The sequence below is a fragment of the Thermanaeromonas sp. C210 genome (assembly GCF_013167955.1).
Classification (GTDB): domain Bacteria; phylum Bacillota; class DSM-521; order Neomoorellales; family Neomoorellaceae; genus UBA12545.
Genome location: NZ_BLWF01000004.1, coordinates 53,129 through 75,319 on the forward strand (window position 1 = coordinate 53,129; position 22,191 = coordinate 75,319).

The 22,191-nt window shown below is 59.2% G+C and carries 22 protein-coding genes, 1 pseudogene and 1 riboswitch; of the genes and pseudogenes, 1 reads left to right on the forward strand and 22 read right to left on the reverse strand.

Annotated elements, in window-relative coordinates:
• Positions 1 to 9 precede the first annotated feature (9 nt).
• The 21 genes and pseudogenes from cobK to TAMC210_RS10655 form a co-directional block, all read right to left on the reverse strand.
• Positions 10 to 768 carry a precorrin-6A reductase gene (gene cobK / locus TAMC210_RS10555; protein ID WP_173298780.1) on the reverse strand — a complete coding sequence of 253 codons (759 nt, stop codon included), beginning with the start codon at positions 766 to 768 and terminating at the stop codon, positions 10 to 12.
• A complete protein-coding gene (cobJ, locus tag TAMC210_RS10560; RefSeq protein ID WP_173298781.1) occupies positions 765 to 1,544 on the reverse strand; it encodes a precorrin-3B C(17)-methyltransferase in 780 nt (259 codons plus the stop codon). Before cobJ ends, cobK begins: the two co-directional genes overlap by 4 nt.
• Complete coding sequence (locus tag TAMC210_RS10565; RefSeq protein WP_173298782.1) at positions 1,490 to 2,581, reverse strand: cobalt-precorrin 5A hydrolase; 1,092 nt, start codon at positions 2,579 to 2,581, stop codon at positions 1,490 to 1,492. The genes cobJ and TAMC210_RS10565 overlap by 55 nt, the downstream gene beginning before the upstream one ends.
• The gene (gene cobM / locus TAMC210_RS10570) at positions 2,574 to 3,338 is read right to left on the reverse strand and encodes a precorrin-4 C(11)-methyltransferase (RefSeq protein ID WP_173298783.1); all 765 of its coding nucleotides are present in this window, start codon (positions 3,336 to 3,338) and stop codon (positions 2,574 to 2,576) included. The genes TAMC210_RS10565 and cobM overlap by 8 nt, the downstream gene beginning before the upstream one ends.
• On the reverse strand, positions 3,335 to 4,051 hold the full coding sequence (cobI, locus tag TAMC210_RS10575) for a precorrin-2 C(20)-methyltransferase (protein WP_173298784.1): 717 nt from the start codon (positions 4,049 to 4,051) through the stop codon (positions 3,335 to 3,337). Before cobI ends, cobM begins: the two co-directional genes overlap by 4 nt.
• Before the next feature lie 220 nt (positions 4,052 to 4,271).
• Positions 4,272 to 4,880: a precorrin-6Y C5,15-methyltransferase (decarboxylating) subunit CbiT gene (gene cbiT, locus TAMC210_RS10580; RefSeq protein WP_254388642.1), complete on the reverse strand. Its 609-nt coding sequence runs from the start codon at positions 4,878 to 4,880 to the stop codon at positions 4,272 to 4,274.
• Positions 4,861 to 5,514 carry a precorrin-6y C5,15-methyltransferase (decarboxylating) subunit CbiE gene (gene cbiE / locus TAMC210_RS10585; RefSeq protein WP_173298785.1) on the reverse strand — a complete coding sequence of 218 codons (654 nt, stop codon included), beginning with the start codon at positions 5,512 to 5,514 and terminating at the stop codon, positions 4,861 to 4,863. The genes cbiT and cbiE overlap by 20 nt, the downstream gene beginning before the upstream one ends.
• Positions 5,504 to 6,610: a cobalt-precorrin-5B (C(1))-methyltransferase CbiD gene (gene cbiD, locus TAMC210_RS10590; RefSeq protein WP_173298786.1), complete on the reverse strand. Its 1,107-nt coding sequence runs from the start codon at positions 6,608 to 6,610 to the stop codon at positions 5,504 to 5,506. Before cbiD ends, cbiE begins: the two co-directional genes overlap by 11 nt.
• Positions 6,597 to 7,181: a bifunctional adenosylcobinamide kinase/adenosylcobinamide-phosphate guanylyltransferase gene (gene cobU, locus TAMC210_RS10595; RefSeq protein ID WP_173298787.1), complete on the reverse strand. Its 585-nt coding sequence runs from the start codon at positions 7,179 to 7,181 to the stop codon at positions 6,597 to 6,599. The genes cbiD and cobU overlap by 14 nt, the downstream gene beginning before the upstream one ends.
• A gap of 107 nt (positions 7,182 to 7,288) precedes the next feature.
• A riboswitch (cobalamin riboswitch) is annotated at positions 7,289 to 7,466 on the reverse strand.
• Positions 7,467 to 7,612: 146 nt separating this feature from the next.
• Positions 7,613 to 8,512 (reverse strand): PHP domain-containing protein, encoded by a 900-nt coding sequence (locus TAMC210_RS10600; protein WP_173298788.1) that lies wholly within the window; start codon positions 8,510 to 8,512, stop codon positions 7,613 to 7,615.
• Positions 8,513 to 8,529: 17 nt separating this feature from the next.
• On the reverse strand, positions 8,530 to 9,054 hold the full coding sequence (locus tag TAMC210_RS10605) for a hypothetical protein (protein ID WP_173298789.1): 525 nt from the start codon (positions 9,052 to 9,054) through the stop codon (positions 8,530 to 8,532).
• Positions 9,055 to 9,219: 165 nt separating this feature from the next.
• Positions 9,220 to 10,764 (reverse strand): ribonuclease Y, encoded by a 1,545-nt coding sequence (gene rny / locus TAMC210_RS10610; protein WP_217267361.1) that lies wholly within the window; start codon positions 10,762 to 10,764, stop codon positions 9,220 to 9,222.
• A gap of 388 nt (positions 10,765 to 11,152) precedes the next feature.
• Entirely contained in the window at positions 11,153 to 12,226 is a 1,074-nt protein-coding gene (recA, locus tag TAMC210_RS10615; RefSeq protein ID WP_173298790.1) for a recombinase RecA, read from the reverse strand.
• A gap of 1 nt (position 12,227) precedes the next feature.
• A complete protein-coding gene (gene thpR, locus TAMC210_RS10620; RefSeq protein ID WP_173298791.1) occupies positions 12,228 to 12,794 on the reverse strand; it encodes an RNA 2',3'-cyclic phosphodiesterase in 567 nt (188 codons plus the stop codon).
• Between the two features lie 80 nt (positions 12,795 to 12,874).
• On the reverse strand, positions 12,875 to 14,353 hold the full coding sequence (locus TAMC210_RS10625) for an AAA family ATPase (protein ID WP_217267389.1): 1,479 nt from the start codon (positions 14,351 to 14,353) through the stop codon (positions 12,875 to 12,877).
• Entirely contained in the window at positions 14,346 to 14,930 is a 585-nt protein-coding gene (locus tag TAMC210_RS10630) for a hypothetical protein (RefSeq protein WP_173298793.1), read from the reverse strand. The genes TAMC210_RS10625 and TAMC210_RS10630 overlap by 8 nt, the downstream gene beginning before the upstream one ends.
• 51 nt (positions 14,931 to 14,981) lie before the next feature.
• The gene (gene rimO, locus TAMC210_RS10635) at positions 14,982 to 16,310 is read right to left on the reverse strand and encodes a 30S ribosomal protein S12 methylthiotransferase RimO (protein ID WP_173298794.1); all 1,329 of its coding nucleotides are present in this window, start codon (positions 16,308 to 16,310) and stop codon (positions 14,982 to 14,984) included.
• Between the two features lie 56 nt (positions 16,311 to 16,366).
• Complete coding sequence (locus TAMC210_RS10640) at positions 16,367 to 17,125, reverse strand: helix-turn-helix domain-containing protein (protein ID WP_173298795.1); 759 nt, start codon at positions 17,123 to 17,125, stop codon at positions 16,367 to 16,369.
• Positions 17,126 to 17,207: 82 nt separating this feature from the next.
• Positions 17,208 to 19,520, reverse strand: coding sequence for an FtsK/SpoIIIE family DNA translocase (locus tag TAMC210_RS13755; protein WP_173298796.1), 2,313 nt, complete (start codon positions 19,518 to 19,520; stop codon positions 17,208 to 17,210).
• Positions 19,521 to 19,577: 57 nt separating this feature from the next.
• The gene (locus TAMC210_RS10650; RefSeq protein ID WP_173298797.1) at positions 19,578 to 19,820 is read right to left on the reverse strand and encodes a YlzJ-like family protein; all 243 of its coding nucleotides are present in this window, start codon (positions 19,818 to 19,820) and stop codon (positions 19,578 to 19,580) included.
• Positions 19,820 to 20,185, reverse strand: a pseudogene (locus TAMC210_RS10655) (ClpP family protease); the annotation flags it as partial. The gene TAMC210_RS10650 and the pseudogene TAMC210_RS10655, both read right to left, overlap by 1 nt.
• Positions 20,186 to 20,368: 183 nt before the next feature.
• Here TAMC210_RS10655 and TAMC210_RS13965 point away from each other — a divergent pair.
• Complete coding sequence (locus tag TAMC210_RS13965; protein ID WP_373996453.1) at positions 20,369 to 20,575, forward strand: nucleotidyltransferase domain-containing protein; 207 nt, start codon at positions 20,369 to 20,371, stop codon at positions 20,573 to 20,575.
• Here the strand turns inward: TAMC210_RS13965 and TAMC210_RS10660 are convergent.
• Positions 20,488 to 22,188 (reverse strand): recombinase family protein, encoded by a 1,701-nt coding sequence (locus tag TAMC210_RS10660; RefSeq protein WP_173298798.1) that lies wholly within the window; start codon positions 22,186 to 22,188, stop codon positions 20,488 to 20,490. The genes TAMC210_RS13965 and TAMC210_RS10660 overlap by 88 nt on opposite strands.
• Between the last annotated feature and the right edge of the window lie 3 nt (positions 22,189 to 22,191).

Consider the following 22,191-nt stretch of genomic DNA (forward strand, 5'->3'; position numbering starts at 1 on the left):
TCGGTCCTCCTATCTCCCTAGGGCTTCCCCCAGCATGGGGATGATTTCCTCCAGTGGCAGGCCGCCGGACTCGGACGGGCGGCGGACGACCACGACCGTCAGGCCCAAATCCAGGGCGGCCCGGACTTTTTCTTCGACTCCGCCGGTGCTCCCGCTCTCTTTGGTAACCACCACATCGGCTTGGTACTGCCGATACAGGGCGCGGTTTAACTCATAGCTTAAGGGGCCTTGAATGGCCACAATATCCCGCGGCCAGATTCCCAGCCGCCGGCACCTGGCCAGGGAATCCTCCTCGGGCAGCACCCGGACGACGAGCCTTTTCCCTTTCAGGGCCGGTGCATCGGTAAAACACTCCAAATGGCGCGTCCCGATGGTTAGAAATATTACCTGGCCGCGGGCGGCCAGCACGGCCGCTTCCTCAAAACTGGAGGCCGGCAGAAGGTTGGGGTAGGAAGGTAGGCGCACCTCCGGCCGGCGGTAACGGAAATAGGGGAGCCCCAAGGCGCGGCAAGCCTCCCGAGCGTTCTCGGTAATGTTAACGGCAAAGGGATGGGTGGCGTCAATTACGGCAACAATGCCGTGTCTTTTAAGATAATTTGCCAGTTCTTCTTGCCCCAGGGGACCTGTGCGGACTAAATCAGCCCCCGCTTGCCTGGCTAATCTGGCTCCGTACTCAGTAACGACGCTGGCGGCCACCCGGTAACCCTCTGATTTTAAAACGCCGATAACTTGGGAGGCGTCGGCGGTGCCGGCCAGCACCAGGATCACAACCGATACCCCCTGGGTGTCACCAGACGGCCGTCCAGCACCCTGGTCTGGCTGTTGCCGATGATTACCGTGCTTACCATATCCACCGGCAAATCTAGAAAGGTAGCCAGGTCACGGATCCACGCTTCTTCCCCTTCCCGGCCGGCATTGCGCACCACTCCCACCGGCGTGGCCGGGTGGCGGAACCGGAGGATAATATCCCGGGCCCGGCGAAGGTGGTCGGGTCGCCCGTGGCTGCGGGGGTTGTACAGCACCAGGACGAAATCGGCCGCCGCCGCATGCTCGAGGCGGGCGGCGATAACCTCCCAGTGGGTCAGGCGATCGCTTAAGCTGATGACGGCAAAGTCGTGCATCAGGGGGGCCCCCAGGGCGGCCGCCGCAGCAGTGGCCGCTGTCACGCCGGGAACGACGTCGACCTTTATCCCTTGGCCCCGGGGATGGGTGGCCAAGATTTCCAGGAGCAGCCCGGCCATACCGTAGACACCGGGATCGCCGCTGGAAACAACAGCCACCCGGGCTCCGGCGGCAGCCCTCTCCACCGCCTCCCGGCACCGCTCCACCTCCCCCGTCATCCCGGTAACTACTACCTCCTTGCCCTCGGTCATGGAGGTTATCAAGTCGACATAAGTGCGGTAACCGACGATTACTTCCGCCTGCTCCAGGGCCTGCCTGGCGCGGTAGGTCATCTCCGCCTCCCCGCCCGGTCCCAGGCCCACAACCGCTATCTCGCCAGGGCCAGGGCGACGGTAACTCCCCGGTAGCTCTTTTTCGGCCATAATAATTCCCCCTCTCCAGCCGCCAGGACTGCCGCCGGCTCGCAAACCCCGGGAATGCCGGTAAACCTTTTAACCCTTTCCGAGCGGTTAAGATAGGGCCGTCTATCCAGGCAGCCTACCAGCTCCTCAGGCGTAAAGGTTAAAAGCTTAACGCCGAGGCGCGCGGCAGCTTCTTTAAGCCCGGGCTCCCTTCCCTTAAAATCGACGGTGGCGAGGGAGGCAAGGCTGCGGCGGCTGAGGCCTGCCTCCGCCAGGGCCAGGCCCAGGGCGTAAAGAATCATACGGGCGGTTGCCCCCCGGCGGCAGCCGATGCCGGCGCTGATCACCCGGGGCCTCCAGTAGACCCACCGCGGCCCCGGAAGGGGCAGGCGCCGCCAGGTTACCAGAATCCCGGCTTCGGCCACGCCCTGGGGAAGGGGGTTTTTTAAGGGGCGCACCCTTAACCCGGGAAGCAAGCCCTCCACGGCCCTAAGTAAAGGACTTTCCACCAGCACCTCCACCGGTTCGCCATTGACCAGGGCCGCCATCACTTTGGTGAAAACGGCCGCCGGCCAGACATCCACGTTCAGATCCCGGGCCACCAAATCCAGGGCCGGAAGCCCCAGGACCTCGCCGGCGGTAGTAATCACCGCCCGACCGTTTAGGATGTCCGCCACCTGGCGGGCCAGAGCGTTGGCCCCGCCCAGGTGGCCGGAAAGGAGGCTTACGGCGTATTGTCCCGCCACGTCCACCACTACCACTGCCGGATCCGCCTTTTTAGAAACAAGGTGGGGACTCAGGGCCCGCACGGCAATTCCCACGGCCATAACCATGATTAACGAACGGTAGTGGGGAAAAATCTGACCCAGGAACCGGGATAACGGTCCGGAATAGCTTGTTATATTGAATGAATTTCCGTCCTCCCCTTCTGCCGCCGGGCTCAAACCGACAGGGACGAAGACGGTACTCTTCTCCGCTAAAGCCCGGGCCAGCCTTCGGGCCGTCTCGTATCCGGGCCGGGTCAAAGTGATGATGGCTACCCTGCCGCCTTCATCCACCGGATTTCTCCACCTTCCGGTAGCCGTGGCCGAAGGACGGGTGGTAGAGGCAGGAGCGCTGGTAAGGGCCGGCCAGGAAATCGCCGACCAGGAGGAGTGCCGTCCGCTCAATACCTTCCTGCCGGGCCTTAGCTGCAATATCCTCGAGGCTGCCCCAAATTACCTTTTCTTCCGGCCAGGAAGCTTTATAAACCACGGCCGCCGGCGTCTGCTCCCCGTACCCGCAGGCCAGTTCGGCCGTAGCCTCCTCCAGGCAGTGGGCGCTCAGGAAGAGGCAGAGGCTCGCGCGGTGGGCACTCAGGGCCCTCAGATTTTCGGCCTGAGGCACGGGAGTCCGGCCCCCGCGGCGGGTGAGGATAAGGGTCTGGCTCCGTCCTGGCACGGTAAATTCCCGGCCCAGGGCGGCGGCCGCCGCCGAGAAGGAACTCACTCCCGGCACCACCTCATAGGGGATGCCGCGGGCCTCCAGGGCCTCCATTTGTTCCCGTATAGCACCGTACAGGGAAGGATCGCCCGTATGTAGCCTTACCACCTCCCGTCCCCGCCGGACGGCCCCTTCCATAATCTCAACAATCTCCTCCAGGGTAAGAGAGGAGCTGTCGTAACATACCGCTTCCGGGTGCGCCCAGGCCAGCAAAGCCGGATTAACCAGGGATCCGGCATAGATAATGACCCCCGCCTGCTCCAATAGCCGTCTACCCTTAACGGTGATTAGTTCCGGGTCGCCCGGACCGGCCCCTACAAAGTAAACCTTCATTGCCGCTTTCCCCGCCCCTTTACGATAATCAAGGAAAGATAATCATGCCTTTGTCCCATGCCGGCTTCCAGATCCCAGGAAAAGGTTTCCCCCTTCTGGCCGCACCGGGTGGCGAGGACAGAGGTCCTCACCACGCCGGCCCGGGTCAGGACGCGAACGATCTCGTCGTAACGCCTCGCCACCTTCATGAGCACCAGATTGGGAAATAAGGGTATCAGCCCTTCCAAGGCCTCGGGGTCCTCCAGGGCGGGTATAATGGCCAGCGCCTCATCGCCCTTGGCCAGGGGCAGATTCAGCCTGGCGGCTGCCGCCGAGAAAGAAGTGATTCCCGGTACGGTTTCTATGGGGATGGAAGGGTCCAACCCTTGGATAATTTCCATAAGGTAACTGTAAGTGCTGTAAAGGCTTGCGTCTCCCAGGGTCAAAAAAGCCACATCCCTACCCTCCCGGAGCTTCCCCAGCAGCTCCCGCGCCGCCGCCTCCCAGCAGCGCTCGAGGTAAGAGCGGTCGCGGCTCATGGGCATAAACAGGGAGAGTATCTCCTGGTTTGGCCGCACAAAGGCCTGCACCACCCCCAGGGCGAGGCTTTCCTCTCCCCGCTGGGAAACGGGTACTGCCAGGACGGGCACCCTTTCCAAAATCCGTCGGGCTTTCAGGGTGAGGAGCTCTGGATCACCGGGACCCACTCCCACGCCGTATAATTTGCCGCTCATGGCCTTCCTCCTCCCACCGGCCTCCGGGCCTTTAGGGCCGGCTGTATCTCCTCTTCCCAACCCTGGTGGACCGGGATCCCCTGGTAGAACCTCCCGGCCCGGACGGCCCTTCGCCTCCGACCCCTTTCTCCGGCCCCACCGGGGATCCGCTATCACCCGCTAACACCCCACACGGCCCGGGACTTGACGCCTGGACCTGACGGACTAAAGCAGGACCTGACTAGGAACAGGCGCCGTCGGCCAGCTGAACAATATAAACCGGATTTAGGCTGCGGAACATCCGGCGCCCGCCCACCTCTTCCAACCTCGCTACATTTAATGCTACGGCCGAGGTGTGGTACCCCTTGCTCCGGCCGAAGGTCATACTATCCCACAGGGTTTCCAAGGTAACAGCATTAATGACCATGATCCCCCGGGGCTTCAGGGCCCTGCTACAGTACTCCAGAATATCCTTCAGCCGGCCCCCGCTGCCCCCGATAAAAATGCGGTCAGCCGGCGGCAGGCCCTCCAGGGCTTCAGGAGCCCTCCCCACTACCTGAACTACATTCCCCAAGCCGAAGGCCTGGATGTTAGCGCGGGTCAAATCCGCCGCCACCGGGTCCTCCTCGACGGCGTATAACGTTCCGGGATTAACCAATCGGGCGGCCTCTACCGTCAGGGACCCTGTACCGGAGCCGACGTCATATACCACCTGTCCCGGGGCCAGGCGCCCCTTGGCCAGGGTCAGTACCCGGATTTCCTCTTTAGTAAGGGGAACTGCCCCCCGGCTGAACATCCCGTCGGGAATGCCGGGAGTTATGTAGGGCCACTTACCGCCGGGAAAACCCACCGATGATCACCGCCGCCGCATCAAAATCGGCCCGGGCCAGCTCCTCGGCCGTCAGATACGCCGTCCTCTCTCCCGGCCCGCCCAGTTGACTTCCCACCCAGAGGACGGTTGCACCCAGCCCTTTACCCTCCATGTATCTTCCCACCGCCGCCGGCGTATTTTCCCCGCCGGTGAGGACGGCAAGTAGGATTTCCTGCCGGGCCAACCCCTCCAAATAGGGGTCCAGTACTCCCAGGGGCCGTCCGTGCAGGCTCACTATATTGGCCCTTTCCCAGCTGCATCCCAGCCGGGCGAAGGCCAGCTGCACCGAGCTTATTCCCGGCAGCACCCGCATTTCCTCCGGGCGAAAACGGCGCTGCAGCCAGCCCAAGAGGCTATAAAGGCCGGGATCTCCCGAGACCAGAACTGCTGTCGGGCGCCCCGCTACCGAACTCAAATACCGGTATAACCCTTCCAGATCGGCATCAATAATCCTGCGTTCCTTATCGAGGAAACCGAACAGTTCCAGGGCCCGGCGCCCTCCCACCAAAATCTCCGCCTCCGCTGCCGCCTGGTAAGCCGCCGGCGTAAGCCACATAGGATCGCCCGGTCCCACGCCGACCACCGTAAGCCAAGGCCGCCTTTCACCCTGCATGCTGCAAGTCCTCCATTATCCTAGCCCCTTCCTCGTCCTGGCCGACGATGCCACCGGCCAGGTCCAAGAAGGCGGTCCCCACCTCCAGGACATCCCCTACCAGCTCCCGGCTGCGCTTGCTGGCCACGGAAGCCAGATGGTCCCAGAATTCGCGGGACCGCCTTTCCTCCCAGAAACCGCGCAGAATTTGAACAACAACCTCCAGGGTATTGGCCGACAGTATAGCCTGCACCCCCTCGGGTGGGAGGCCCCAGGCTGCCGCCCTCGCAGCCACAATCTCCCGCCGGGCATCTGCCGTCCGGCTATGGGTATTAAAGATACCGCCGGCCACCTTCACTAACTTGCCCACGCCACCCCACAGGAGCACCTTCTTCAAGCCCCGCTCTGCACACGCCTTAAGCAGGTCTCCTATGTAGTTACCGCTCAAGATTACCGCCCTTTCCGGCAGGCCGTAACCCTCCACCGCCTGGCGCCGGCCCCGGCGGCCGGGCGTTAACACGATGGCTCTAAATCCCGCCGCCCGGGCTACATCAATTTGCGGGAGGAGGGAAACGCGCAGCGCCTCTTCCGACATGGGCTCTACAATGCCGGTAGTCCCCAGGATGGACAGGCCTCCTACAATTCCCAGGTGGGGGTTTAAAGTGCGCCGGGCCAGTTCCTCACCGCCGGGGATACTTATGGTGAGCTCCACACCCTCACCTTCGGGGATAAAATCCCTGACTGCTGCGAAAATCATGGCGCGGGGCACGGGATTGATGGCCGGCTCTCCCACCGGTACCGCCAGGCCCGGAAGAGTTACCTTTCCCACCCCTCTACCGGCCTTCAAAGTAATCCCCCGCCCTCCGGGACGCGCCCTCACCTGAACGGCGGCACCGTGGGTAATGTCGGGATCATCGCCTGCGTCTTTGATGACCGTAGCTTCTGCCCAGCCCTCCCCCCGCCGCACCGTTACCGGGAGTTCGATTACCTCTCCCCGGGGCAGGGTGACCCGCACTCGGTCCTCTGTTTTTCCGGGGCCCCAGAGGGCTTTTACCGCCGCCCTGGCTGCGGCCGCCGCGCAGGTACCGGTGGTATAGCCCTTTCTAAGATTGTTCATAGAGACCTCCTCCCGGTCCCTTAAGTTGCCTCCGGACAGCCAGGGATTTTACTTCCACGGGCAGGCCGCAGACCACTAGATACACCGCGTCGGCCCTGGAGGCCACTTCCTGATTGGCCAGGCCCAGGAGATCGCGATAAAGGCGGCCGAGGGGATAGGGTGGTACCACCCCTAATCCCACCTCATTGCTGACCAGGATAACGTCGGCCGGGGACTCCTGGGCCCTGCGGGCCACCTTCCGCAACCGGACCACGACCTCCTCCTCGCCGAGGCCCTCCTCTACCAGGAGGTTGCCCACATAAACCGCCAGGCAGTCCACCAGGAGGACCCTTCCCCTCTTCCCCCATTCTTTGATTACTTCCTCCAGGGCCACGGGTTCCTCCACCGTAGTCCAGCAGTCCGGCCTCCGGGCCTTATGGCGGGCCACCCGGGCGGCCATCTCCTCATCCGTGACCCTGGCGGTGGCCACATAAACGACCTCCTCACCCCAGCTCGCGGCCAACTCTTCGGCAAAGCGGCTCTTACCGCTCCGCACCCCTCCCGTAATGAGTACCAGCCTTCCCCGTTCCAATCCCGGACCTCCCTAAACTGCCTAGCTCCACATACCAAAAAACCCAGCCTCTCGCCTAGAGGCTGGGTTGCTATTATCCTTCCATCGGGCCCTTCCCTTGACGCGAGGGTCTACAGTCACCACAGGCAGGTCTCCTGGCTCCGGCTCACCGCCATCCTTCCCCTTCCCAGGGCGTACCCCAGTGGGCTTTCTGAAGGATAGCTCCCCGGTTACAGTGGCGCGACCGCTCAGGATTTTCACCTGATTCCCTTTTAGCCTTACGGCACCTGTGGTCGTCCGCTATTTTTTCCTTCAGTATAGCGCAAGATCGTTCACTAATCAAGGGTTTCCTGTCGCAATCATGCCCCTTGTTCTCGTCCGGCCACCACTCCTAAACCCCGGAGCTAAAAGAGCCCGCCGGAGTCTAGCTCTAGGGCGGCTGCGCTGGGAGGCTAAAGCTTCCCGGGTCCTTCTCCCGACCGGCCAGGCCTCTCCCCTTCCCCGCCATCAAAGGCACTCCTTAGGGCACGGGCACACCCCTTGAGTCTTTCTATGACCTCCTCGCCCACTGTCACGGCTCCCAGCTCGGCATGGTCCGGGATGTCCGGACCGTGAAAATCGGAGCCGCCGGTAACCAGGAGGCCGAGCTCTCCGGCCAGGTCCAGGTAGCGGGCCACCTCCTCCCGGCTGTGCTGGGGGTAATAGGCCTCAAGCCCCTGAAGCCCTCTGCTCGCCAGTTCCCTTATAATGGCGTCTTCGCCTATGAGGCCGGGATGGGCCAGCACGGCTACTCCCCGACAGGATCTGATAATCTCGACACCTTCGGCCGGCGCAAGTTTATACCGGGGCACATAGGCCGGCCGTCCCCGTTCCAGGAGCTCGGAAAAAGCAGCCTCGATGGAGGGAACAAGGCCCCGCGCTACCAGGGCCTGGGCAATATGCAGACGTCCGACGGCCTGCCCCCGGACCAGGGGAGACACGTCCTCCCAGGTAACGGGATAACCCAGCTCTTGCAACCGGGCGATGATCTTAAGGCACCGCCTGTACCGGGCCTCCTGCCGCTGTTGCAAGAAGCTGCGTAGCCTGTCCCCCTGGAAGTCGATATAATATCCCAGCAGGTGGACGTCACAACCCTCCCACTCGGTGCTCAACTCAATGCCCGGGATTACCTCAATACCATAAAGGGAAGCCACAGCCAGGGCTTCCTCTAAGCCGTCCACCGTGTCATGATCCGTAACCGCTATGGTCGCCAGCCCTTTTCGATGTGCCAGCCGGACCAGTTCGTGGGGCGTTAGCTTTCCATCCGAAGCGGTAGTATGGGTATGGAGGTCTCCGCCTTTGACTGCCGGCACCCCCCTGCTTCCCCGGCTTACTTTTGCTTGTTAAAAACCAGGACTCGGCCTTCCTCCCTAAAGGCTATCAGTTTTTTCTGGGTTGCTTCTCTCCTTATACTCTCCAACATGTGGTCGATTATTTCTTCCTGCACCAGCAGGTCTTCTTCCTGCACATTCTCATTAACATCCGCCACCAGGCTCTCGCCGAACTGCTGGCGTACGAGGGTCATTATAAGGTCAATTTCCCCCTGGGACAGGGTTCCCACATCCCTCTGCACCTCGAGAACGGTGAGCTGCTCGAAGCAGTGATAATCCAGGATGATTACCTGGGCCTCCCGCTGCTCCAGGAGATTAAAGGTGGCCAAAGACTTAACAAACTGCTCCCTGAACTCTTCCAGTTCCTCGCGGGGAACCCGGCCCCTCAGCATGAAGGAAAACTTTAGTATGCGGGCGCCCGGTTCATAATTGATGGTCCCTATCTCCGGATAGCGCACCAGTATAGAGATTAATAGTCCCACGCTGTCGGATATCTCGCCGTTGTACCGGTATCGTACGCCCATACTGTGCCACCTGCCTTCTACCTAAACGGTGTTCAAGGCTTAGTTCTGCGCCTTCTTCAAAAAATCCTGCCATCTTTTAGTTCGGGCCGCAAAAAATATGGTGGCAGAGATGGCAATTTAAGGCCTCTCCCTGCCACCCCTGCCTGTAAGCAACACCTTCCCGGCCTACTTGGCATAGTCCACGGCCCTTGTTTCCCGAATGACCACTACCTTAATCTGGCCCGGATATTCCAGTTCATGCTCGATCTTCTTCACTATGTCCCGGGCCAGCTGCACGGCCATGGTATCGTCTATTTTCTCGGGCTTGACTATGATGCGGATCTCGCGGCCTGCCTGTATGGCGTACGCCTTATCCACTCCGCTAAAGGAGTCGGCAATCTCCTCTAGTTTTTCCAGACGCTTGATGTAGGCCTCCAGCGTTTCCCGCCGCGCTCCGGGCCTGGCGGCGGAGATGGCATCGGCCGCCTGCACCAGCACAGCCTCGAGGCTGCGCGGCTCTATATCCCCGTGGTGGGCTGCAATGGCGTGGATTACCTCCGGGGACTCCCGGTATTTCTTGGCCAGCTCAACCCCGATATTGACATGGGGCCCTTCTACTTCGTAGTCTACGGCTTTCCCGATATCGTGGAGCAGGCCGGCACGCTTGGCCACCTGGACGTCGGCCCCCAGCTCGGCCGCCATGGAGCCCGCCAGAAAGGCCACCTCCAGCGAATGTTTCAGGACGTTCTGGCCGTAGCTGGTCCGGTACTTAAGCCGGCCCAACAACCTGATAAGTTCCGGGTGCAGGCCGTGAACGCCGGCCTCAAAAGCAGCCTGTTCACCCTCCTCCCGGATCTTCTGCTCGATCTCCCGCCGGGCCCTTTCCACCATTTCCTCAATGCGGGCCGGGTGAATGCGGCCGTCGGCAATGAGCTTCTCCAGGGCAATACGGGCTATTTCCCGGCGGATGGGGTCAAAGGCTGATAAAATGACGGCCTCCGGAGTATCATCGATAATTAAGTCCACACCGGTCAGGGTTTCCAGGGCGCGGATATTGCGTCCCTCGCGCCCGATGATGCGCCCCTTCATCTCATCGTTGGGCAGGTTAACCACGGAAACAGTGGTTTCGGCCACCACTTCAGGAGCACACCGCTGAATGGCCCAGGTGATGATCTCTTTGGCTCGTTTGTCGGCTTCCTCCTTGGCCTCCGTTTCCACTTGTTTGATCAACAGGGCGGCCTCATGGCGCACCTCGTCCTCCACGCTTTTCAGCAGCAGCGCCTTGGCCTCTTCGGTCGTCAAGCCGGAAAGGCGCTCCAGTTCGGCCACCTGCTGCCGCTTGAGCTCCTCCAGATGCTGCTTGAGGCGTTGCAGGTCTTCTTCCTGCCGCTGAAGATGGGCTTCCCTTCGTTCGAGACCCTCGGCCTTCCGCTCCAGAGCTTCCTCCTTCTGCAGCAGGCGGCGCTCCAGGCGCTGGAGCTCACTACGCCTTTCGCGGTTTTCCCGCTCCACTTCATTACGGAGGCGATGGACCTCTTCCTTAGCCTCCAGGAGGGCCTCCCGCTTCCTGGCCTCGGCCTCCCTTTTGGCCTCCTCGATGATGGCCGCCGCCGACTTTTCCGCGGAAGCTATCTTAGTCTCCACCAAATATCTACGGAGAACATACCCAATTCCCGTGCCTGCCGCCAGAGCCGCCAGCAGGGATGCTATCCAAACTAAAATCTCTCTCACCCCCTTGACATAAAATAAAGCCGAGCAGAAACCCGGCTTAGGAAAGGCATCCTACCAATTTTTCCCTTGAAAAAATACAGCTATGCACCTGTTGGCTAAGAACTGGCTAACGGGACCCTCTTCTACTCCGGCCTAACGGCACAAGAAAGGCCTCTACTTCTCCGCAGTCCGTATTTTACCCTGATTATGCTCAAAGGCCGCCAACTGACCCCTTAATATCTAAGGCACAAGCCTATCACGGTGCATCTATTTCAAGGACTTGGTAGTACGCCTTAACACCTAGTTTCCCTCGATGGTATTGTATTATTTTCGGTAATTGGCTGTCAAGCAAGTTCCGGCCAGCCCCTGGACGCCGCGTGCACCGCCGCCGGACGCCCGAGACCACCCTTTAATCTTCTCCGTCGCCTTCCCTCGGCCGGGTAAGGAAGGTGGCCACATTAGCACTGGCCTTCTGGGCTAACTGCCCGGCCAGGGCGGCGGCCAGCTCGGCATGCTGGCGCAGGTACTCCTTCGCCGCCTCGCGCCCTTGGCCCAGGCGCTCTTCCCCCACCGAATACCAGGTGCCGCTCTTCTTGACGATGCCCAGGTCTACGGCCAAGTCGATAAGACACCCTTCTTTATCGATGCCCCGTCCGTAAATAATATCGAATTCCGCCTGCCGGAAGGGAGGAGCGACCTTATTCTTGACGACCTTGACCCGGGTCCGGCTGCCTATAATGTCGGCCCCCTGCTTGATATTGTCGACTTTACGCACATCCAGCCGGACCGAGGCATAGAACTTTAGGGCCCGGCCTCCCGGCGTAGTCTCGGGATTACCGAACAGCACTCCCACTTTTTCCCGCAGCTGGTTTATAAAGATGGCCACCGTGCGGGACTTGGACACCACACCCGCCAGTTTCCTCAGGGCCTGGGACATAAGCCGGGCCTGGAGCCCTACGTGGGCATCCCCCATTTGGCCTTCGAGTTCGGCCCGGGGAACCAGGGCGGCCACCGAATCGATCACCACCACATCGATGGCCCCGCTCTTTACTAAAACTTCGGCTATTTCTAAAGCTTGCTCACCGGTATCGGGCTGGGAAACCAGGAGGTTGTCGATGTCCACTCCCAGATTGCGGGCGTAGAGGGGATCCAGGGCATGTTCCGCGTCGATGAAGGCGGCGGTACCCCCTTGCTTCTGGGCCTCGGCTATGATATGGAGGGCCACGGTGGTCTTACCGGAAGACTCCGGCCCGAATATCTCCACAATGCGCCCCCGGGGTACCCCTCCCACTCCCAGGGCCAGGTCCAGGGGCAGGGCACCCGTGGGTATAACTTCCACATTGAGGCGGGCGCTGGCTTCCCCCAACTTCATTATGGAGCCCTTGCCGAAATGGCGTTCGATCAGGTTAAGGGTGTGCTCCAGCATCTTCTGCTTTTCTGATACTTCCACCCTTGGGTTCCTCCTCCAGGTTACTATTTCCATTTTAGAAAAATTTTTGACCTGAAGTCAAGGTAAATGTTTCTAAAACCTCGTAGCGGGGTCCCCGGGGGGTTAGATGACTCTGCATGAGCACTATCTCTTTTACCCTCTCTTCTCCCCAATTTTCTCCCTGACAGAGCCGTAGCCGTTGCTCAAGTTGAGTCCAATTGGCCCTGGACCGCAAACGCCCCAAGGTTAAATGGGGAGTAAAAGGCTCAGAGCCAAAGCCCAGGGGAAGAAGTGCGCCCTCTACGCGCCGGTGGAGATCCATTAAAGAAGGATTGGGATCAAGGCCCACCCAAATCACCCGGGGCCGGGACCAAGCAGGGAAGACGCCTATGCCCTTGAAGTGCAGCACCAGCTCTCCATATCCCTCCATATCCTGCCGTAGGCGGGGAACCATTTGTAGGGCCTGCGCCGGTTCGACTTCGCCCAGAAACTTCAGGGTTAGGTGAAGGTTTTCCCTTTCTACCCATTTAACGTCGGCCCCGCAGGTACGGAGTTCATCCTGCAGGGAAGCAAGGCGGCTATTCAATTCCCCAGACAGGGTTATGGCCACGAACAGGCGCACCTTTCTCTCCTCCAACCTGTCTTAAGGATAACCCAGCTCCACTTTTTTGGCAATAGATAAGATAAAAGGAGCCGGGAACCTCAAGAGGCCCTGGCTCCTGTCGTAAGAAGGGAACGTAGAGTCTCCCCTTTCAAAGTTTCCTCCCTCAGCAGCCGACCGGCTATCCCCTCCAGCAAGTCCCTGTGCTGGAGCAGCAGTTCCCCTACTTTTTTCTCCTGGACTTTAATAATCTCCGCAGCGGCTCGGTGCATCTGCTCCTTGCTCAGGCACTCCTCGTCCACCACTCCCAGGTCCGAAAGTCCGGAAACAATGATCACTTTCGCCAACCGCACTGCCTCCTTAAAGTCGTTCAGCGAACCGGTACTGCGGTTACCCAAGAGCAGGTCCTCGGCCGCCGCACCGGCCAGGCAAATGCGAAGTTGCCCCTCCAGGTGTTCCCGGGTATAGAGGTACGCATCGTCGAGTTTCTGCCGGGTGTATCCGAGGGCTTGGCCCCGGGAAGCAATGGTAACCCGGGTTACCGACCCCGGCTGGACCAGTTCCGCCACCAGAGCGTGCCCGGCCTCGTGAACCGCAAGCCGGTAGAGCTCCTCCTTGCTGGGTTTACGCCCTATCTTCTCACCCAGCATAACTTTATCCACCGCTTCCTGCAGGTGTTTCTGCCGGATAACAGGAGAATTGGCCCTCAAGGCCAGGATAGCCGCTTCGTTGGCCACGCTTTCCAGGTGGGCCCCGGAAAAGCCGAAAGTCTCCCGCGCTATACTCTCCAGATTAACATCGGGGCCCAGGGGTTTGTTGGACGTATGGAGCCTAAGAATCTCCAGGCGGCCCTCCCGGTCCGGCAGCTCTACCTTAACATGACGGTCAAAACGGCCGGGCCTTAAGAGGGCGGGATCCAGCAGGTCGGGCCTGTTGGTCGCGCCGATCACCAAAATTTGGGTGTCTTCCCCGGTCCCCAAGCCGTCCATTTCCACCAGGAGCTGATTCAGCGTTTGGTCGTATTCCAGGTGGGACGAGTGACTCCCCCTCTTACCACCAAGGACCTCGAGCTCGTCGATGAAAATAATGGCCCGGTTCTTCCCCGCCCTGCGGGCCAGGCACCTGGCCTCGCGGAAGAGGGATCTTATTCTCTGGGCGCCGACCCCCGCATAGACCTCGATGAATTCACTGCCGCTGGCGGCCAGGAACACCGCATCCGTATACGTGGCCGCCGCCCTGGCCATCAAGGTCTTACCCGTTCCCGGAGGCCCGCTTAAGAGAATGCCCTTCAGAGGCCTGATGCCCATACTGTGCAACTGGTCACTGCGCCGCAAAAATTCCAGGGCTTCCTTAAGTTCCTGGACGGCTGCAGCCTGGCCACCTATATCCTCAAAGGAAATGTTCTGCCGGGGATAGTAAGGGGCGTAGGACCTCGCCGTAAGCATCCCCTTTTTGTCCAGCAGCCAGTAAAGGACCACCCCCATGCCGCCTAGCAGGAGCAGAGGAGCCACGTCGTAGCCCTGGAAAAGTAGAAAGATCAACAGGCCCAGCGCTCCGCCGGCCGCGAGCTCCTTAAGCACCGGCAGCCTCACCTCCCGCGGCCCCATCCCCCTGGAGCCGGCACGGAACGATCTCGTACAGGTAATAGGGTCCCTGGTAGAGGGCCACGTAAATGCGTCTGCCGTCCATATCCAATTTTATATCCATGCCGGCGGCGCGGGCCTGGCTCTCCAATTCACGGGCCATGGCAGTGAAATTGCCCCTAACCGCCGCCTCATAAACCGCAAACTGACCTTTATCCCACAGCTCTTCCAGGGCCGGGGAACGGCGGTCCGTAATGAGCAGCTGGAAGGTGCCCGGCCGGTAATACCGCTCCAGAGTCCCTTCCAAGCTCCGGTAAGTCGCCTCCAGGTTTTCTACCCGTCCCAATTCCACCACCACTTCCTCCGTGCCGTCGGCCCTTTGAACCTTCACCCTTTCTACCCCGGGCTCGGCCTGCAACTCTTCCCATACCGGCCGGTCAAGAAAGAATCTCTCGTATACGAATTGTCCGCCGAAAAAAAAGGCCGCACTGAGGAGGCAAGCCACTACAACATATGGAAGGCGCCAACCTTGCCCTAGCAAAGGCAACACTCCCCTCCCGTTAGCACCTTCCATTATAACAAAACCTCCTGCCGGAAACCTTAGTAATTCCTTGGTACTGCTGGATTAAACCACAACCTCTCCCCCGAGGTCATAGACACCCTCTACGCCGGTTATCCTGACCCTTACCATATCTCCCGGCCGGCACTTCCCGCGGATGTATATCACCCCGTCCACCTCCGGGGCCTGCCGGAAGCTACGGCCCACGTACACTTCTCCCTGTCCGTCATCTGCCTTTCCCTCCACCAGGACTTCCAGTTCCTTGCCGACCCAGGCCGCGTTGTTTTCTTCGGTAATGGGCTCCTGGTGTTCAAGGAGGCGCCTGTACCTCCTCTGCTTCGTCCTTTCCGGTACTTGCCCCGGCATACCGGCTGCCGGCGTACCCTCCTCCGGCGAATAAGTAAAAGCTCCCACCCAATCGAAGCGGACCTCTTCCAGGAACCGCAACAATTCGCGAAAATGCCCTTCCCTTTCGCCGGGGAAGCCCACGATGAAGGTCGAGCGCAAGGCTATGTGGGGTAAAAGGGCCCTCAACCTGGTAATAACCTTGCGGGCAAGGGCTAAAGTGCCGGCTCTCCCCATGGCCCGAAGAATATCCGGATGAGCATGCTGCATCGGCAGGTCCAAGTAGGCACATACCTTATCTTCGCCGGCCATAACTTCTATGAGTTCGGAGGTTATTCTGCTGGGGTAGGCGTATAATAACCGGAGCCACCTTACTCCGGGAAGGCGGGCCAGAGTCTTCAATAATTCGGGCAGGGCGTACCTTCCGTATAGATCCATCCCGTAGGCTGTAGTATCCTGAGCAACCAGTACCAGCTCCCGGGCACCCCGGGAAACCAGCCATTCTGCCTCCCTTAGCAGCTCTTCCTTAGGCCGGCTGCGGTAGGTCCCTTTAATCAGGGGTATGGTACAGTAGGCACAGGCATTGTCGCAGCCTTCGGCTATCTTCAAATAGGCCGTAGGGCCGGTGGTGAGCCTGCGGCGGGGCAGGCCCCGGAGATCCTCTTCCCCGGGTCCCGGTATGTCCACCAAACGCTCCCCCCGCAACACGCGCTCTATTATCTCCGGCAGCCGCGGGATGGCTTCCGGCCCTATAAAAGCCCCTACCTCCGGTAATTCCTGCCAGAGTTCCGGCCCATGCTGTTGGGCCAGGCACCCTGCTACGATGAGGGCGGGACAACTTTCTCCTCTCGTGGGGGTCAGGCTCAAGATGGTACGAAGGGCCTCTTCCTTGGCCGCCCTTATAAAGCTACAGGTATTGATGATAACTACTTCTGCCTCTTCAGGGGTTTCAACCAGCTCATATCCCTTTTCTTCCAGTACTCCCAGCATATATTCGCTGTCTACTTCGTTCTTGGCGCAGCCTAAGGTAATTACCGCTACTTTAGCCATTACGTCTAAACTATCCGTTGGGCTCCTTTCCCTCGGCTAAGGCTTGCCCCTACCGTTCACTCTTCGCCGGCCTCCGGGGCCCTGAAGGTCCGGGTAACCACCTCGCCCACTTTGCCCAGGGGCGGCAACACCTCGCCGTTGACGGTGACTTCGGCCCTCCCGGCGCTCCCCAGGGTAAGGGTTATGGCTTCGTCCCCGCGAAAAGTTCGGGTGTCTCCGGCCCGAAGGGTGCCGGAGAAGGTGTCCTTCCCATCGACTCGAACACCTATCCAGCATTCCTGCTCTCGGACGTACACCTTAACTTCCACTCCGCTGATTTCGGGAACCTGGGACGGAGGCGGCTCCGACGGGGAGGGAGCTGGCGGCGGAGCCGCAGGAGGTGTCACCCCGCCGTTCCTCGCGGGAGGGGGCAACTGCGGGCTTTCCTCGGGAACCGGCCGAGATTGATTATAAAGATAGTTCAACCCCCAGAGGAGGAACAACACCAGAACCACTGCCCACCAGCGGCTGATACCCCTTTTCTTGGTCTTTTCCCGGTGTCCTTCTCTGGGAGAGGCAACTCTGTATTCTTCCTCCTCTTCCGGAGGCAGCTCGGCCTTCAGCTCTTCCACCAGCTCCTGGGGATCTAACCCCAGATAGCGGGCATAACTGCGCAAGAAACCAATAGCATATACCCGCCCCGGGAACTGCTGGAAATCCTCCTTCTCCAGGGCATCCAGGTACTTCAGGCGTATTTTGGTGGCTTCCTCAGCCTCCCGTAAAGTGATACCTTTTTCTTCCCGCGCCCGGCGCAGCTCCTCACCTATTCTCCCCATAGCCCCACCCCTACAACCCTTTCTTCCGGGCATATCGCCCACTTTGGTTCTTCGACAAGGACCTATGAAATCCTTCTATAGATCAAATATCGGCTGTTTCGCCAAAAATACGCCGGTACTCATCCCAATTAATAAGGATAGCGCGCGGTTTGGTGCCCTCAGGTCCCCCCACAAAGCCCCGGGCCTCCATCATATCCATCAGCCGTGCGGCCCGGGCGTATCCCACCCGCAGTCGCCTCTGGAGCATGGAGATGGACGCCTGGCCCGTTTCCAGTACTACCCGCACTGCATCGGGCAGCAGTTCGTCACCACCGTTCTCCTCAGAAGAAAGCTGTTCTTCTTCCTTAAGGAAATTAGGATCGTAATCGGGGCGGGCTTGCTGCTTTATGTAAGTGACCAAATCCTCGACCTCCCGGTCGGAAACATAGACTCCCTGGACGCGAATGGGCTTAGTAGCCCCTGTGGGCAAAAAGAGCATGTCGCCCCGGCCGAGGAGCTTTTCAGCTCCCGCCATATCCAAGATGGTCCGGGAATCGATCTGGGAAGAGACGGCAAAGGCTATCCGGGCCGAGATATTGGCTTTGATCAAACCCGTGATAACATCCACCGACGGCCGCTGGGTGGCCACCACCAGGTGTATGCCCGCTGCCCTGGCCATCTGCGCCAGGCGGCATATGGCATCTTCCACATCGGCAGGGGCCACCATCATAAGATCGGCCAGCTCGTCGATGAGGACCACTATCAGGGGCAAGGCACCTTGTCCCTCGTTCTCCTTTTGCTGCAGGCGGTTATAACGGGTGAGATCTTTTACTCCTGCCGCAGCAAAAAGCTCATAGCGCTTCTCCATCTCATTTACCACCCAGTGCAGGGCGGCAGCTGCCTTCTTGGGGTGGCTGACCACCGGCGCCAGGAGATGAGGTATGCCGTTGTACTGGGTAAGTTCTACCATTTTGGGGTCGATCATCAGCAGCTTCAGCTCATGGGGCTTGGCCTTAAAAAGCATGCTGCAGATAAGGGAATTGAGGCAGACGCTCTTCCCCGAGCCGGTAGCCCCCGCGATAAGAAGATGGGGCATCTTCGCCAGATCCGCGATCACCGGATTGCCGGCAATGTCCTTGCCCAGAGCCAGAGTCAGTTTGCTGGGAGACTCAGTAAAGGCGGGGGTTTCCAGCACTTCCCGCAGGTGAACCAGGGCTACTTCTTTATTGGGCACTTCAATACCCACGGCGGCTTTACCCGGGATCGGCGCTTCAATCCTCACCTGGGGTGCGGCCAGGCTGAGGGCAATATCGTCGGCCAGGCTTACTATGCGGCTCACTTTAATACCTGGCGCCGGCTGCACTTCGTAACGGGTAACAGCTGGGCCACAGCTCACCTGGGTCACCTTTACTTTGACGCCAAAACTGTCTAGAGTATCTTCTAAGATTTTGATGCGCTCGGCAATATCCTTTTCTAAGCGGGGATTTTTAACCCTTACGGGCTTGCTCAGTAAATTAAGAGGCGGCAAAACGTAATCCCCCGAGGAGCCCCCCCCCGCCGACAAAGGAAGTTCCTCATCCGTTTGTTCTGCGGAAGGCAGGGGGCTACGGGAACGCCGGCGCCGCTTTCCCTCCTCGTCTACCGCCGGGGGTGGAGGAGTATCGGGATAAATCCTGGGCGATGGTTCCTCTTTAGCCTCAGCCGTTACCACCGGCGCGGCAGGACGGGTGTCCACAATTACCGGAACCACTTCCCGCTCGGTCTTGGCGTTTAATTTAGGCGCTTTTTCCTCCGCGCCATTATCCCCTGCTTCGTCAACCGTCACTTCGGTATAAAGGAAATTGACCAGCCACTCCTTAAGGCCGGAGCCCGCGGTCCTAAACCGGTGCCAGACCGACGCCAGCCCCTTGGACAGGGAAACCCCCGTAAAAAGAAGAAAAGCTATTAATACCAGGGATCCCAGAATAATCCAGGTGCCTATCCGACCGAACACCGTCCCCAAAATTACAGAAAGCACGGCTCCGATGAGCCCGCCACCACCGCCGGCCATGCCTATGGCCAAAACTTCCCTGGCACCCCGCCCAGGCAAGTAAGGCTGGTGCAGTGCGCTCAGCAAGGTCAGGATGAAAATTAACACCCCGATCAGGCGGGCATTCAAATCGCGGGCCCGGCCGCCGATGATCAACCTCAGGCCCCACATTCCGAAAAAAATAGGAACCAAAAATTTGCCCTGGCCCGTCAAACCCTGAAGAACACGGACCATGAACTGGCCCAGGGCTCCGATGCTTGCGCCGGGGGACACCCACCCTACCGAGGTAGTATACAGGCCTGCTGCAAACAGGAGGGCCAAAGCCATCAGCAGGACGCCCATTATTTCATTCTTCAACCTGTTGGTAACCGTTTTGGTCTGCGGCATTTTGCATCCCCCCAGCAGGTACTATTTCTACACGGGGGAAAAAATTCCTTGTCGTACTCACTCCTTCCAGGGGTCCGTGACACGGCCGGGAACGAAACTCACCACCCGGCCAGGCTGGTAGGGGCTGTAAAGGTAATCGGCAGGGTCGGTGCTCAACAGGCGCACAACCCGCGCCTGCTGGAAGCCCAGGGGTTCTACCAGCAAGGTCAACCTTCCCACCTGTATCTCCTGGAAGCTGGGCCGGAACCCGTCAGCTCCCTCCCAGATCAATTCCGGTATCATGGGAGTATAGATTACCATTAGTGGAGACCTCCCGGACCCGGAGCACCTTCGGCTATCAGGGTCTTCAAGTGATTTACCGCCTGGGACAATCCTCCCACTTCATCTATGAGCCCCACTTCGACGGCATCCCTCCCAACCAGAACCGTACCAATATCCCTGGCCAGCTCCCCTGTGCGGAACATCAACTCACGGAATTTCTCTTCGGAGATTCTGGAATGCTCAGTGACGAAGCGCACCACCCGGTCCTGCATCTTATCCAGATATTCGTAGGTCTGGGGCACACCGATTACCAGGCCCGTCAGCCGGATGGGGTGCACCGTCATGGTAGCGGTTTCCGCAATAAAGGAGCGGTTGGCGGCGACAGCGATGGGCACCCCCATCGACCCCAAGTAGCTACCAACCGGAATTCCACAGCTATTAACATAGAGACGCCTTACACTCGACGCAGTAGTAACTAACTGGTAAAAAAATAAAAAGAAAGTAATTTCCATTAATGGAAGGATAGTTATGGCTAGACTGAACCGTAAACTGGAGAAAATCACTCTTTCCCCTCAGCAGTTTAAAAAATTGACGGATTTCATCCGCAGTCAGGGGGATGCCCTCGCTTTTTTATCTATGGCTCCTACGGGACAGAGCTACAAACTCCGTTGTCGGATATTGATTTTGCCGTTCTACCAATGCCGACCTACAGGGACACTGCCACCCGGAGTTCCACCGTACCCTCTCCTTCACCTCCGGCCAGGCGGGCGAACTCGGTGAGGTCCACGCGGTAGCTTATCTCTAGTCTATCCTTCCAGAGGGTAACCTTGTCAATAATCTGGGCCAGCATCCTCTTCTGCACCGGTACAGGAGCCGTGATAAAAATGTCAAACCACCGGGGCGCCAACCTGGCGAATTCCTGAAGTTTTTCCCGCTCGTAAGTGCAGGCCCTCAATTCCGCCCTAGTCGCGGCTACCTTCTTTTCCAGGTCGGCTATCTCCTCCTGGGCCCTTTTTATCTCGGCCGCCATGAGTTCCTCACTGTAAAGGCTTCCGGCAGGATCGGAAAAATATTGGTTTAAACGTTCCACCCAGTTCTTGAGCCGCCGCTTGGCCTTTTCGAGCTCGGCTTCGAGGTGTCTTATCTCCTTATTAAGCCTCATAACCGTTAACTGTTGGCGGCTGTCGATATAGGCCTCCAGGTTACCCAGGTCGAGGTTGGATAGGAACATCCGGAGCTCATTTAGGAAAATGGTATCTATCTTTCTCTGGGAGTAACTTCCCTGGCCGGGACAAAATTCCTTGCCTATTCTGGCGTGAGTAATACAGCGGTAGTAAGCGCGCTCGTAGATGTAAGTCTTCCCATTAGGCTTGGTTATTTTAGCCCTGTTGCTCCTGCTCGAGATAAAGCCCCGCCCGCAGTACCCGCACTTAAGGAAGCCGGTAAGTAGCGCCGGGCCATCTAGGGCCCTGGCATCAGGCTCCTCGTTCCGGGCGGAAGCTTTCATCTTCTGCATTACTTTAAGCCAGGTTTCTAGGGGGATTATAACATACTCCTCAATGGGCCTGGGATTGCCGTCTTCATCCCTGGGAATAATTATCTCCGGATTATTAAGGTCATACCGGTCTTTCACTCGACACCGGGAGGTAGGAGTATTGCCGGGCCTGGTACGGTTGTAGGCCGGTAGTCCAGCTATAATGGGGTTTTGCAGTACATCCCTTACTCGCCCGTCGCGCCACAGCTTCCCTTCCCTCGTCCTTAAGCCCCGGCTATTGAGTATCTCCGCGATCTTCTTGCTTCCCACGCCTTCTTCCAGGTAAAGGCGCACCATCTCTTTTAGAACATCGGCTTCCACCAGGTCTATCTCCAAAGGCAAACCGTTCTTGCGAGAAGACAGCCGGAACCCATAAGGCGGTCTGCCCCCGCTCCATTTACCCTGCCGGGCCAGATCGAGCATCGCCTGGGAAACGCGAATTGAGGTGTTCTTGCTTTCGGTTTCCGCCTGCCACCCCTCGATAAAGCGGAGGAGCTTTTCCATCTGGTCGTCCACGTTAAGCTTCCGACCCCCAGGGGCATCGGCCACCGCAATAACCTCCACCCCTGCGCGGTAAAGCCGCCACAGTACCATCGGGTACTCGAAGCTATTGCGGCTAAGGCGATCGGCCTTGAACACAAGTAGCACGTCATACTTACCGGCTTCGGCCTCGCGGAGGGCATCCTGTAAAATATCCCTGTCTATTGAAGATAGCTTATAAGCCGATACCCCTGGCTCTATATATTCAGCAACAAGTTCCCAGCCGCGCTCGGCCGCGTACTCCCGCAGTAAATGTTGCTGGACAGGGATACTGTCTTCTTCGGTCTTAACTTGCTTTTTCGTGCTCACCCGGTATAGAGCGGCTGCCCGCAAGGT

What these genes read in the sequence shown, in the direction of transcription:
- cobJ (WP_173298781.1), bottom strand. Translation starts at nt 1,544, where the DNA reads ATGGCCGAAAAAGAGCTACCGGGGAGTTACCGTCGCCCTGGCCCTGGC.
- cobM (WP_173298783.1), bottom strand. Translation starts at nt 3,338, where the DNA reads ATGAAGGTTTACTTTGTAGGGGCCGGTCCGGGCGACCCGGAACTAATC.
- cobI (WP_173298784.1), bottom strand. Translation starts at nt 4,051, where the DNA reads ATGAGCGGCAAATTATACGGCGTGGGAGTGGGTCCCGGTGATCCAGAG.
- cbiE (WP_173298785.1), bottom strand. Translation starts at nt 5,514, where the DNA reads ATGCAGGGTGAAAGGCGGCCTTGGCTTACGGTGGTCGGCGTGGGACCG.
- cbiD (WP_173298786.1), bottom strand. Translation starts at nt 6,610, where the DNA reads ATGAACAATCTTAGAAAGGGCTATACCACCGGTACCTGCGCGGCGGCC.
- TAMC210_RS10605 (WP_173298789.1), bottom strand. Translation starts at nt 9,054, where the DNA reads ATGGGCGTACGATACCGGTACAACGGCGAGATATCCGACAGCGTGGGA.
- recA (WP_173298790.1), bottom strand. Translation starts at nt 12,226, where the DNA reads ATGGAAATAGTAACCTGGAGGAGGAACCCAAGGGTGGAAGTATCAGAA.
- TAMC210_RS10630 (WP_173298793.1), bottom strand. Translation starts at nt 14,930, where the DNA reads ATGGAAGGTGCTAACGGGAGGGGAGTGTTGCCTTTGCTAGGGCAAGGT.
- rimO (WP_173298794.1), bottom strand. Translation starts at nt 16,310, where the DNA reads ATGGCTAAAGTAGCGGTAATTACCTTAGGCTGCGCCAAGAACGAAGTA.
- TAMC210_RS10640 (WP_173298795.1), bottom strand. Translation starts at nt 17,125, where the DNA reads ATGGGGAGAATAGGTGAGGAGCTGCGCCGGGCGCGGGAAGAAAAAGGT.
- TAMC210_RS13755 (WP_173298796.1), bottom strand. Translation starts at nt 19,520, where the DNA reads ATGCCGCAGACCAAAACGGTTACCAACAGGTTGAAGAATGAAATAATG.
- TAMC210_RS10650 (WP_173298797.1), bottom strand. Translation starts at nt 19,820, where the DNA reads ATGGTAATCTATACTCCCATGATACCGGAATTGATCTGGGAGGGAGCT.